This window comes from Campylobacter taeniopygiae, from assembly GCF_005406225.1.
Classification (GTDB): Bacteria; Campylobacterota; Campylobacteria; order Campylobacterales; family Campylobacteraceae; genus Campylobacter_D; species Campylobacter_D taeniopygiae.
On record NZ_NXLY01000021.1, the window covers coordinates 1 to 12,165 of the forward strand.

9 protein-coding genes, 2 tRNA genes and 1 rRNA gene are annotated in these 12,165 nt (G+C 31.1%); 8 read left to right on the forward strand and 4 right to left on the reverse strand.

Annotation, left to right across the window (positions count from 1 at the left end):
- The 3 genes from CQA75_RS08220 to CQA75_RS08230 form a co-directional block, all read left to right on the forward strand.
- Positions 1 to 282: ribosomal RNA gene (locus CQA75_RS08220) — 16S ribosomal RNA — on the forward strand; the annotation flags it as partial.
- A 94-nt stretch (positions 283 to 376) separates the two neighbouring features.
- Positions 377 to 452, forward strand: a tRNA-Ala gene (locus CQA75_RS08225).
- A gap of 6 nt (positions 453 to 458) precedes the next feature.
- Positions 459 to 535 (forward strand) — tRNA-Ile (locus CQA75_RS08230).
- Between the two features lie 22 nt (positions 536 to 557).
- On the opposite strand, the gene CQA75_RS08235 is transcribed toward CQA75_RS08230, so the two are convergent.
- From CQA75_RS08235 to edd, 4 genes are read right to left on the reverse strand one after another with little or no spacing between them, the layout of a single operon-like run.
- Positions 558 to 2,051, reverse strand: coding sequence for a UDP-glucose--hexose-1-phosphate uridylyltransferase (locus CQA75_RS08235; protein ID WP_137624509.1), 1,494 nt, complete (start codon positions 2,049 to 2,051; stop codon positions 558 to 560).
- Positions 2,048 to 3,289: a galactokinase gene (locus tag CQA75_RS08240; RefSeq protein WP_137624510.1), complete on the reverse strand. Its 1,242-nt coding sequence runs from the start codon at positions 3,287 to 3,289 to the stop codon at positions 2,048 to 2,050. Before CQA75_RS08240 ends, CQA75_RS08235 begins: the two co-directional genes overlap by 4 nt.
- A gap of 11 nt (positions 3,290 to 3,300) precedes the next feature.
- Complete coding sequence (locus CQA75_RS08245; RefSeq protein ID WP_137624511.1) at positions 3,301 to 3,924, reverse strand: bifunctional 4-hydroxy-2-oxoglutarate aldolase/2-dehydro-3-deoxy-phosphogluconate aldolase; 624 nt, start codon at positions 3,922 to 3,924, stop codon at positions 3,301 to 3,303.
- Between the two features lie 9 nt (positions 3,925 to 3,933).
- Positions 3,934 to 5,736 carry a phosphogluconate dehydratase gene (gene edd, locus CQA75_RS08250; protein WP_137624512.1) on the reverse strand — a complete coding sequence of 601 codons (1,803 nt, stop codon included), beginning with the start codon at positions 5,734 to 5,736 and terminating at the stop codon, positions 3,934 to 3,936.
- A gap of 147 nt (positions 5,737 to 5,883) precedes the next feature.
- Between edd and zwf the strand changes: the two genes are divergently transcribed.
- The 5 genes from zwf (at position 5,884) to CQA75_RS08275 (ending at position 11,951) form a co-directional block, all read left to right on the forward strand.
- Positions 5,884 to 7,284, forward strand: a complete 1,401-nt coding sequence (zwf, locus tag CQA75_RS08255; protein WP_137624513.1) for a glucose-6-phosphate dehydrogenase — start codon at positions 5,884 to 5,886, stop codon at positions 7,282 to 7,284.
- 142 nt (positions 7,285 to 7,426) lie between these two features.
- Positions 7,427 to 8,107 (forward strand): 6-phosphogluconolactonase, encoded by a 681-nt coding sequence (gene pgl, locus CQA75_RS08260; protein WP_137624514.1) that lies wholly within the window; start codon positions 7,427 to 7,429, stop codon positions 8,105 to 8,107.
- Entirely contained in the window at positions 8,088 to 9,101 is a 1,014-nt protein-coding gene (locus CQA75_RS08265) for a glucokinase (protein ID WP_137624515.1), read from the forward strand. Before pgl ends, CQA75_RS08265 begins: the two co-directional genes overlap by 20 nt.
- Positions 9,098 to 10,741 carry a glucose-6-phosphate isomerase gene (gene pgi / locus CQA75_RS08270; RefSeq protein WP_137624516.1) on the forward strand — a complete coding sequence of 548 codons (1,644 nt, stop codon included), beginning with the start codon at positions 9,098 to 9,100 and terminating at the stop codon, positions 10,739 to 10,741. Before CQA75_RS08265 ends, pgi begins: the two co-directional genes overlap by 4 nt.
- Positions 10,742 to 10,751: 10 nt before the next feature.
- Complete coding sequence (locus CQA75_RS08275; protein ID WP_137624517.1) at positions 10,752 to 11,951, forward strand: sugar MFS transporter; 1,200 nt, start codon at positions 10,752 to 10,754, stop codon at positions 11,949 to 11,951.
- Positions 11,952 to 12,165: the final 214 nt, after the last annotated feature.

The following is a 12,165-nucleotide window of genomic DNA, read 5'->3' on the forward strand; positions in this document are numbered from 1 at the left end:
GACGCAATACCGCGAGGTGGAGCAAATCTATAAAATATGTCCCAGTTCGGATTGTTCTCTGCAACTCGAGAGCATGAAGCCGGAATCGCTAGTAATCGTAGATCAGCCATGCTACGGTGAATACGTTCCCGGGTCTTGTACTCACCGCCCGTCACACCATGGGAGTTGATTTCACTCGAAGCCGGAATACTAAACTAGTTACCGTCCACAGTGGAATCAGCGACTGGGGTGAAGTCGTAACAAGGTAACCGTAGGAGAACCTGCGGTTGGATCACCTCCTTTCTAGAGTACAAACTAATGAGTCTCACAACCATTAGTTCATATAAACTCAATCATCCTTGTTTAGATTTCAAAGATTGATGAAAAGCTAATTTATGGGGAATTAGCTCAGCTGGGAGAGCGCCTGCTTTGCACGCAGGAGGTCAGCGGTTCGATCCCGCTATTCTCCACCATGATAAGGGCCTATAGCTCAGCTGGTTAGAGTGCACCCCTGATAAGGGTGAGGTCACAAGTTCAAGTCTTGTTAGGCCCACCATAAATAATAATATTAAATTTTTTCATTTATTTAAAGTATTTACAAATTTTTCAAAAGCTTGCATTCCTTTTTTATTACGTCTAAACACTCCGCAATTTTTTAATACCTCTAAAAATGTTTTAGATATTTCTTTTTGTAAAATTTTTTCTATGTTTTTACCATTAATATCTTTATATTTAGGTAGGAAATTTTCAACCCATTGTGTATGTTTTTTAATCTTTTCGTTAGTATTTATATTTTTATTATTAAGGATATAATCACTTAAAAGTTCCAATTCTTCTTTAAGTCTAGGAGGTAAAATAGCAAGTCCCATAACTTCTATAAGTCCTATATTTTCTTTTTTTATATTGTGCAGGTGTTCATGTGGATGAAAAATGCCAAATGGATATTTTTCATCTGTTCTATTGTTTCTTAAAACTAGATCAAGTTCAAATTTAGAATTTTTCATTCTTGCAATAGGCGTTATAGTATTGTGATGTGTATTTTGAGTTTTTGCTAGGATATTGACGTTTTTATCATTATAATTTTTCCATTTTTTTAGGATGAAATCCGCAAATTCTATTAATTTTTTATCGTCTTTACTTGAAATTCTTATAACAGATAATGGCCATTTAACAATACCAAAATCTATATTTTCAAAATTTTTAATTTTGTATTTTTTTTCTATTTTTGCATTATTAAGAGCAAAGGTATGACTGCCTCCTTGAAAATGATCATGACTTAAAATAGAGCCTCCAACTATAGGTAAATCGGCATTTGATCCTATAAAATAATGAGGAAATATTTTTAAAAAATCAAATAATCTTTCAAAAGTTTTTTTACAGATTTTCATTGGAGTGTGTTTTTGATTAAGGATGATACAATGTTCTTTGTAATAAACATAAGGTGAGTATTGAAAAAACCAATTTTCATCGGCAAGTTTTATGGGTAAAATTCTTAAATTTTGCCTAGCAGGATGGTGATAATTTCCTGCATAATATTCATTTTCCTTACATAAAAGACATTGAGGATAATAAGTGTTTTTATTTTCTTTGGCTTTAGCAATAGCTTTTGGATCTTTTTCTGGCTTTGAAAGATTTATTGTAATTTCTAGCTTTCCGTAACTGCTTTGAGTTTTCCATTTTATATCTTTTTTAATTTGATCGTTATTAATATAATTGCAATCTTGGTTAAATTGATAAAAAAAATCGCTAGCTGCTTTTGGATTTTTTTGATAATATTGCTTAAATTGAGAAATTAATTCACTAGGTTTTGGTGTTAAAAGTCCTATGATTTTAACACCAAATAAAGATCTCGCTACATTATCATTTTCACAAAGTTGATTTTTACAAGCATAATCTAGCAAAGCATTTAAAATTTCATTAAGTGTCATTTTGGAAATTTTTTTTCCTTGCTTGTATTCTTGTAATTTAAAAAGATCAATTAAACCATTTATGTGAAAAATTTTATCTTCTTGTTTGATGAGTTTTTTTTCTAAAGCATATAAAATCAATTGATCAATAAGAGCGTAAATCATAATTTTGTCGCACCTATATTTCTTATATTTAACATATGGCAAGAATCTTGACCAAAAATCTTTTTCATACTTTCTTCATATTCTTGAACAAGTTTAAGAGGAACATAAGCTTGAATGGTTCCCGCAAAACCTCCGCCATGAACTCTACTTACACCTTCATCTTTTAAAATTTTTTCACTTAAAGCTAAAGCTAAAGCTAAATTTTGCTCTAAAGGTTTAGATAAAGAAAAAATGTTTTGTAAAAACTTAAACGATGAGTTTCCTGAATCTTTAATAAGATTTTTAAAAGTTTCAAAATCATTGTTTTTTAGAGCCTGAGCTTCTTTAAATGCGTTTTGATTATCTTTAAAAAAATGTATAGCACGTAAAATAGCTCTATCATGAATTTGTTTTCTTAATGAAGCGATATTATCAAAAAAATCTTTTTCATCTACTTCTCTTAAAACTTTTTTACCAAAAGCCTTTGCAACAAGTTGCATTTCTTCAGTGATTGCGGTGTAATCCGAAGTTAAATCTACATGATCTCCTTTGGTATTGACAATACATAAAAGATAATTGCAATCTGAAAAATCAAAATTTATCTTTTCAACAATAGGTTTTTGAGGTTCCTTAAAATCCATAAAAGAAAATCCTCCTATAGCACTAGCCATTTGATCCATTAGGCCACATGCTTTTCCAAAATAAACATTTTCTGCGTATTGGCTTATCAGTGCTATTTGAGTTGCTGAAATATCAGCATTGTTAAATTCATAATTTAAAATTGTGCCAATCAGATTTTCAAAAGCAGCCGAAGAAGAAAGACCTGAACCTTTTAAAACATCTGAAGTGATATAGGCATCAAAACCTTTTATATTATAGTTTAAGTCTTTAAATTTAGAACAAATTCCTTTTATCAAAGCTTCTGAACTTCCAATTTCATTTGGATTAAATGCGAGATCATTTAATTTAATTTCTTTTAAATTGAACCCCTCGGAATTAATGCAAATGCTATCACTATTGTTAGGAGCAACCACTGCAATAATATCTAAATTTACAGCAGCTGCTAAAACCATACCATGTTGATGATCGGTATGGTTTCCTCCTATTTCTGTTCTACCTGGAGAAGAGTAAAAGCTAAAATTACTATGCTTAGGATAAAGTTTTTTAAAAGTTTCTAAAGCTTTTAAATATCTTTGTTCTTGGTGGGCTAAAGACTCTTCTTTGTATATTTTTTTAAGATTTTGATTTAATTTTTGCATTTGAAATCCATTTATAAAATTTGTCCTAAACTTTGTTTAGCGATCTGAGTGATTTGATCCCATTTTTTATCCAAGATCAATTCTTTAGGAGTTAGCCAAGATCCTCCAACGCAAAGAACGTTATCCAATTTTAAATAATCATTCATATTATCAAGACTAATACCGCCAGTAGGACAAAATTTCACTTCTTGAAATGGAGCAGAAAAAGATTTTAACATATTAACACCTCCTGCAGCTTGAGCAGGGAAAAATTTTAAATTTTTAAATCCAAATTCAAGAGCAAGCATTAATTCTCCAGCGGTTGCAATACCTGGAATCAAAGGCAAATCAACATTTTTTGCTTCTTTAGCAAGTATGGTATTTAATCCTGGGCTTATAGCAAATTTAGCTCCTGCATTTTTTACTTCTTCTAGCATTTTAGCGTTTAATACTGTTCCAGCGCCTACAACAGCTTCTGGAATTTCTTTTGATATAAGTTTTATGGCTTCAATAGCTTCTTGAGTGCGTAAAGTGATTTCTAAAATTTTAATCCCTCCATCAATCAAAGCTTTTGCCAAATTCACACTTGTTTTTAAATCATAAATTGTTATAACTGGAATGATTTTACTTACTTCTAAGATTTCTTTTGTTTGCATTGTATCTCCTTATTTAAAATATCCACCAAAACTCATTGCGCCTGTTTCAGCACTTGAGGTTTGAGTTCTAAATCCAGCGAAAAGTTCTCTTCCGCAACCAAAAATTTCTTTCTTTTCTAATTTAGGTATTTTTCTTTCTTTCCATTCTTTTTCATCAATAAGAATTTCAAGTATGCCATTTTTTGCATCAAGTAATAACATATCTCCGTCTTTAATTTTAGCAATATCTCCATCAAGTAAAGCTTCAGGACTCATATGGATTGCTGCTGGAACTTTACCAGAAGCTCCCGACATTCTTCCATCAGTAACAAGTGCGACTTTAAAACCTTGATCTTGTAAAATTCCTAAAGGTGGAGTGAGTTTATGAAGTTCTGGCATACCATTAGATCTTGGCCCTTGATAAGGTAAGACCGCTATAAAATCCTTTTGCAATTCTTTATTTTGAAATTTATTTAAAAATTCTTGTTGAGAGTGAAATACCATGGCAGGAGCTTTGATAACTTGATGTTCTTCTTTAACAGCTGAAATTTTAATAACAGCTCTTCCTATATTTCCTTTTAAAATTTTAACACCACCATTTTGAGAGAATGGATTTTCTATATTTCTTAGGATATTTTCTTCTTTGCTTGTTTTTACACCATCTTTATAGACGATTTTTCCATCAATCAAGAAAGGATTTTTGGTATAAGCTTGCATTCCTTGCCCCATTACTGTATTGGCATCATCATGCAATAAACCTTCTTTTAAGAGTTCATTGATAACAAAAGCTAAGCCTCCAGCAGCTTCAAATTGATTAACATCAGCTTTTCCATTAGGATATACTCTCGCTAAAAGTGGAGTAATGCTTGAAATAGCGTCAAAATCATCCCAGTTGATGATTATACCTGCTGCACGAGCTATAGCAACTAAATGAATAGTATGATTTGTAGAACCGCCTGTGGCCATAAGTCCTATCATAGCATTGATGATATTTCTTTCATCGAGTAATTCTCCTATAGGTAAAATTTTATTTTGAGTCATATGGTTTGCAGCTTCTCTAACTAAAGCTTCTCTTAAAGATGTGTTTGGATTTATAAAAGCAGAATTTGGTAAATGTAGTCCCATAAATTCCATCATCATTTGATTTGAATTAGCTGTTCCGTAAAAAGTACAAGTTCCTATATCATGATAAGATTTCATTTCGCTTTCTAGGAGTTTATCGCGTGAAATTTTACCTTCAGCAAAAAGTTGTCTAGTTTTTGATTTTTCATCATTGGAAATTCCGCTCGTCATAGGGCCAGAAGGGACAAAAATACTTGGTAAATGACCAAAGCTTAAAGCTCCAATCAAAAGCCCTGGAACTATTTTATCACAAACTCCTAAGTAAAAAGCTCCATCAAAAACATTATGAGAAAGTGCTACGGCTACACTCATGGCTATAACATCTCTTGAGAATAAACTAAGCTCCATTCCATCGTAACCTTGAGTGATCCCATCGCACATAGCAGGAGTTCCGCCAGCAAACTGTCCAAATGCATGATTTTTAAAAAGTTCTTGCTTTATGATATCAGGATAATTTTTAAAGGGCTGGTGCGCTGAGAGCATATCATTATAAGCTGAAACTATGGCAAAATTCGAATCTTTGTTTTCTTTGATTCTTTCTTTAATATGTTCTGGTATGCTAGCATAAGCATGAGCTAGATTCGCACATCCAAGATCTTTTCTTTGAATTTTGCCTTTGTGTGCTTGAATACGTTCTAAATATTCCTTGCGTGTCTTTTCGCTACGTTCTTTCACTTTTTGAGTGATTTGTTTAATTTTATTTAATGCCATGTTTATCCTTTATTTAAAATTTATTTTTTTTATTGTAGCATTTTTTATGTTTAATTATGCCATAATTTTAGATAAAAATTCTAAAATATACTTTTAGTAATTAAAATAAAGTTTTGGTATTAATTTAATTTTATAAAAGGAGAAAAAATGCAAAGTTTTGATTTTATTTTATTTGGAGCGACTGGAGATTTGGCGATGAGAAAGATTTTCCCTTCTCTTTATCAAGCTTATGTGGATGGATTTTTGCCTCATGTTGGAAAAATGATTGCAACGGGTAGAAGTATGCTAAATGTTGATGAATTCAAGGATAAGATGAATCATAAGTCAAAAATACATGTAAAAAATTGTGATGATAAAAAATGGGAAGAATTTACACACAATATTGATTATTTAAGTATAAATTTAAATGAAACAAAAGATTTTGAACTGTTGAAAGAAAAAATAAGTAGTGAAAGTAAAAATATAGTTATTTATTTTTCAATTTCTCCAGAGTTTTTTATTAAAGCGTGTAAAAATTTAGCATCAGTTGGTTTAAATGATGATAGGGTTAAAATTATTTTAGAAAAACCTTTGGGAATGGATTTAAAATCTTGTCAAGCTATAAATAATGAAATAGCACAATACTATAATGAAAAACAAATTTATAGAATTGATCATTATCTAGGAAAAGAAAGCATACAAAATCTTTTGATTTTAAGAAGATTTAATCCTATTTTTACTTCTTTATGGAAAAAAGATTATATTGATTATGTCGAGATCAGTGTTTTTGAAACCTTAGGTGTAGAAAGTCGAGGAGAATTTTATGATAGCACAGGAGCTTTAAGAGATATGATTCAAAATCATATTTTGCAAATTCTTTCTTTAGTGGCTATGAAAATTCCAAATACTCTTGATGCTGATTCTATAAGAAGTGCGAAATTGCAACTTTTAAAGAGTTTAAAACCTTTAAGCGATGAAGATATAAAATCAAATGTCATTAGAGCTCAATACAATCAATCAGGAGAATTTAAAGCTTATTTAGACGAAGATAATGTTAAAGAAAATAGCCAAACAGAAACTTTTGTTGCTATAAAAGCTGAACTTTTGGATGAAAATTGGAAAAATGTTCCATTTTACATTAGAACAGGTAAAAGGATGGCTAATTCTTTTGCTCAAATTGTTATTTGTTTTAAAGATCAGCAAGATCAAAATACCCATCCTAATAAACTTATAATACGTTTGCAGCCAGAAAATCAAATTTCTTTAAATTTAAAAGTAAAAAAAATTGGTAAAACAATGGATTATGAGGAAAATAATTTGATTTTAAATTTAAACAGTGCTTCAGTCATGCAACCATATGAAAGATTGATCTTAGATGTTATAGAAGGCAATCAAGCTTCTTTTAATCATAAAGAAGAATTAGAGGCTGCTTGGGCATGGGTAGATCCTATTTTAGAAAATTGGAAAAATAATAAAACACCTTTATATTCTTATTTTGCGGGAAGTTGGGGACCTAAAGAATCGTTTGATTTGATTCAAAAAGATCAGCATGAATGGCACAATGTCTAATTTATTAAAAGCAAACTTGAGTAATTTAGAAACAAATTTGCTTAAATTTTTCAGTAATTTTTGTTTATTTTGATGAATATAAGCAAAACTCTGTTACACTTTATTTAAGCAAATTTGTAAAGCAGTAAAATTGGAGGAAAAAATGGCATTTAAAATGCATGAATTTTCAGATTTAGAGTCTTGTAATAAGGCTTTAGTTGAGGCTGTTACTTTATCTATTGAGCAAATTTTATCAGCTAAACAAAATGTAAATTTAGCTTTTTCTGGAGGAAAGTCTCCGGTTTTATTTTTAGAAATGTTAAGCAAAAAAGATTGTGCTTGGGATAAATGTAATGTTTCCTTAGTTGATGAGAGAATAGTTGATCTTAATCATGAAGATAGTAATGCAAGGCTGATCAAAATGCATTTTTTAAAGAATTTAGCCCAAAAAGCGCATTTTAATCCTTTTTTTGAAGATTGCAAACTTTCTTTAGAGGATTTAGTTGAAAATGCAAATAAAATTTACAATCAGCCTGATATTGCTATTTTGGGTATGGGTGGAGATGGTCATACAGCCTCTTTATTTCCTGAAGCAGATGAATTTGATTTTGCTTTAACGACTCAAAAAAGCATTGTTTTAACAACCCCAAAAAATGCTCCATATAAAAGACTTTCTATGTCTTTATCAGCATTGGAGAAATGCAATAAATTGTTTTTATCTATAGCTACAAAAGAAAAACAACTTGTTTTTAATGAAGCTGCTAAAGGTTTAAATCTTAAATTTCCTATATCTTATATACTTCATTCAGAAAAGGTGATGTGCGATGTCTACTTCTCAAAATAAAAAATCATATCCAAGGCTTTTAGCTGATATTGGTGGCACTAATGCTCGATTTGCATTAGAAACTATGCCGGGTAAAATCGATAATGTTGAAGTTTTAGCTTGTCATGATTATAACACTGTTGTTGATGCAGCGAAAACTTATTTAAGTAAAGTTGGCAATCCAGTAGTTCGATTTGGTGCTTTTGCTATTGCCAATCCTGTTTTGGGCGATTGGGTTCAAATGACAAACCACCATTGGGCTTTTTCAATTGAAACCACAAGACAAGCTTTAAATTTAGAGTCTTTGATACTTATCAATGATTTCACAGCTCAAGCTTATGCTATAACCAAAATGCCACTTTCTGAGTTGATGCAAGTAGGTGGAACTTCTTGTGAAGTATATGCGCCAAAAGCTGTTTTAGGTCCTGGAACTGGACTTGGAGTAAGTGGGTTAATTCCTTGTAATGAATGCGGATATACAGCTTTAGCTGGGGAAGGTGGACATGTTAGCTTTGCACCTTTTGATGATACGGAAATAATGATTTGGCAGTATGCAAAGAAAAAGTATGGCCATGTATCGGCTGAGCGTTTTTTAAGTGGAGCGGGTTTAGTACTTATATATGAAGCTTTAGCTAGTAGGGAAGGCATAAAGCATTCTAAAATGACTCCAGAGCTTATCAGCGAACAAGCTTTAAGCGGAAAATCTCCTTTGTGTCGATTGACTTTAGATATATTTTGTGCTATGTTGGGTACAGTTTCTTCAAATTTAGCTTTAACTTTGGGAGCTAGGGGCGGAGTTTATCTTTGTGGGGGGATTATTCCTAGATTTATTGATTATTTTAAAACATCGCCTTTTAGAATACGTTTTGAAAATAAAGGAAGGTTTGATGCTTATTTGGCTGCTATTCCTGTTTATGTAGTTTTAGCAAAATATCCAGGCATTAGTGGTGCAGCAGTCGCTTTAGAAAATCATTTAAAAGATTATATCTTAAAAGAAGTGAAAGGTGAAAAATGAAATCTTTAACACATTTAAATTCTTATAAGGAGTTGCACAATCACTTTTTAAATATAAAAGATGTGCACATGAGAGATCTATTTAAAGAAGATCAAAATAGGGGAACAAGATACTTTCTTGAGACTGGTGATTTAAAGCTTGATTATTCAAAAAATCGCATTAATAATGAAACTTTAAAATTATTGTTTAACTTAGCTAACGAATGTTCTTTAAAAGAAAAAATGGTGGCTATGTTTAAAGGTGAAAAGATCAATACAACTGAAAATAGAGCGGTTTTGCATACTGCTTTAAGAAATAAAGGTAATCATCCTATTATGATTGATGATATGGATATCATGCCTAATGTTAGAGAAGTTTTAACAAAGATGCAAAATTTTTCAGATTCTTTGCGTTCTGGTGCTTGGCTTGGTTATACAAATCAAGTGATTACAGATGTTGTAAATATAGGTATAGGTGGATCTGATTTGGGAGCTTTGATGGTTTGTGAAGCTTTAAAAAATTTTGGACATCCAAGATTACACATGCATTTTGTTTCCAATGTTGATGGAGCGCAATTGCAAGGTGTTTTAGATCAAGTTCATCCCGAAACAACTTTATTTATAGTAGCTTCTAAAACCTTTTCAACTCAAGAAACTTTAACTAATGCATTTACAGCTAGAAAATGGTTTTTAAATCATGCCTTAGATGAAAAGCACATAGCAAAACATTTTGTGGCTGTTTCAACCAATAAAGAAGCGGTAAAAGAATTTGGTATTGATTCAAATAATATGTTTGAATTTTGGAATTGGGTCGGCGGACGTTATAGTCTTTGGTCTGCTATAGGCTTGGCTATTATGATTTATTTGGGTAAGGAAAATTTCTCTTCTTTATTAGAAGGGGCATATTTGATGGATGAGCATTTCTATAATGAACCATTTGAGAAAAATATGCCTGTTATTCTAGGTTTAATTGGGGTTTGGTATATCAATTTCTTTGATGCAGGTAGCCATATCATAGCTCCTTATGATTCTGTGTTAAAATATCTTCCTAAATTTATACAACAATTAGACATGGAAAGCAATGGTAAGCAGGTTAGAAAAGATGGTAAAAAAGTTGATTATGATACAGGTCCTATTATTTGGGGTGATACAGGTATTAATGCTCAACATGCTTTTTTTCAACTTTTACATCAAGGAACGCATTTAAGTCCTATTGATTTGATCGCATCCTTAAGTAAAAAAGGAAGCTTACCAGGGCATCATGAAATTTTACTCAGTAATGTTTTTGCACAAGCTGAAGCTTTTATGAAAGGAAAAACTCTTGAAGAAGTTCAAAAAGAAATGTCTAGTAAGGGATTTAGCGAAGAGCAAATTCATAAACTTGCGCCTCATAGAGTTTTTTCAGGTAATAGACCTAGTAATATTATTTTACTCAATGAAATCAATCCTAAAAGCATAGGTTCTTTGGTTGCTTTATATGAGCATAAAATTTTTGTTCAAGGTGTGATTTGGGGTATTAATAGTTTTGATCAGTGGGGAGTTGAACTTGGTAAAGAACTTGTTAAAACTATTTTATCAGAGCTTCAAGGTGGAAAAATCCAAGAACATGATAGTTCTACAAAACATCTAATACAAATTTATAAAAATTTTAATTCAATTTAGAAGGAAAAACATGCAAGCTAAATCTAATAATTTTGCATTAATTGCTTTAATGGCTTTATTTTTTGTGATAGGTTTTATCACGGTTTTGAAAGATATTTTAGTTCCGCACTTAAAAGATATTTTTGAGCTCAATTATTTTGAAGCGACTTTAGTGCAGGCTTGTTTTTTTAGTGCCTATTTTATAACAGGTGGATTTTTTGGAAAACTTTTAGAAAAAGTAGGTTATCCTATAGGAGTTGTTTTAGGACTTGTCTTAACTGCTGTTGGTTGTATTTTGTTTTATCCTGCGGCTTCAACAGCCTCTTATCCTATATTTTTAAGTGCTCTTTTTATTTCAGCAAGTGGAATTGTTTTACTGCAAACTGCTGGAAATCCATTTGTAACTTTACTTGCACCTGGTAAAGAATCTACGGCTTTAACTTTAGTTCAAGCTTTTAATTCTTTAGGAACGACATTAGGGCCACTTTTTGGTGCAGCTTTTATACTTTCAGATGCTACAAAATATGCAAACAAAATGGAAGAAGCTCAATCAGTACAAATGCCTTATTTAGCAATTGCAGGAGCTTTAATTCTTTTAGCGGTTGTGATGTATCTTTTAAAACTTCCAGATGTGAGAGCAACGGCTGAAAAAATCAGTGATGAAAATCATGATGGAAAAACAAGTATTTTTCAATATCCTCATTTTGTTTTAGGCGCAATAGCTATATTTTTCTATGTTGGAGCTGAAGTTACCATAGGTTCATTTTTAATTTCAACTATGAATAAATATGTAGGAATAGAAGAAAAAATCGGTGCAGAGTATGTAGCATTTTACTGGGGTGGAGCTATGATAGGAAGATTTGTTGGAAGTTTTATTATGACTAAAATTGCTCCAAATAAATGTCTAACATTTAATGCTATTATTAATATTTGTTTAGTTTTATTAGCTATTTCATTTGGCGGGAAAATTGCTATGGTGAGTTTGTTGGCTATAGGGCTTTTTAATTCTATTATGTTTCCATCAATTTTTTCTTTGGCAACAAAAAATTTAGGCAAATTTACAAGTCGAGCTTCTGGATTTATCAGTATGGCTATTGTTGGCGGGGCTATTATTCCACAGGTGCAAAGTTTAGTAGCTGATAATGTTAGCTTGTTGTTTTCTTACATAATTCCTTTAATATGTTATATTTATATCTTTTTCTTTGCCTTTAGAGGATATAAAATTAAATAACATTAGAAATAAAAAGTGAAAATTTCACTTTTTATTTCATCTTATTTTAAGCTTACTACGTATATAATTCCAATTTTTACTTTAAGAAATATTTTTCATCAATAATTTCTAAAGTATGTTCTTTAACTTACCAATGTTAAAAGTCACAAGCAAGTTTTAAAAACAATTTTACTGAACTTGTTAAAGAATAAAACTTCACTGTCTTTTTCTTTAA

What these genes read in the sequence shown, in the direction of transcription:
- CQA75_RS08235 (WP_137624509.1), bottom strand. Translation starts at nt 2,051, where the DNA reads ATGATTTACGCTCTTATTGATCAATTGATTTTATATGCTTTAGAAAAA.
- CQA75_RS08240 (WP_137624510.1), bottom strand. Translation starts at nt 3,289, where the DNA reads ATGCAAAAATTAAATCAAAATCTTAAAAAAATATACAAAGAAGAGTCT.
- CQA75_RS08245 (WP_137624511.1), bottom strand. Translation starts at nt 3,924, where the DNA reads ATGCAAACAAAAGAAATCTTAGAAGTAAGTAAAATCATTCCAGTTATA.
- edd (WP_137624512.1), bottom strand. Translation starts at nt 5,736, where the DNA reads ATGGCATTAAATAAAATTAAACAAATCACTCAAAAAGTGAAAGAACGT.
- zwf (WP_137624513.1), top strand. Translation starts at nt 5,884, where the DNA reads ATGCAAAGTTTTGATTTTATTTTATTTGGAGCGACTGGAGATTTGGCG.
- pgl (WP_137624514.1), top strand. Translation starts at nt 7,427, where the DNA reads ATGGCATTTAAAATGCATGAATTTTCAGATTTAGAGTCTTGTAATAAG.
- CQA75_RS08265 (WP_137624515.1), top strand. Translation starts at nt 8,088, where the DNA reads ATGTCTACTTCTCAAAATAAAAAATCATATCCAAGGCTTTTAGCTGAT.
- pgi (WP_137624516.1), top strand. Translation starts at nt 9,098, where the DNA reads ATGAAATCTTTAACACATTTAAATTCTTATAAGGAGTTGCACAATCAC.
- CQA75_RS08275 (WP_137624517.1), top strand. Translation starts at nt 10,752, where the DNA reads ATGCAAGCTAAATCTAATAATTTTGCATTAATTGCTTTAATGGCTTTA.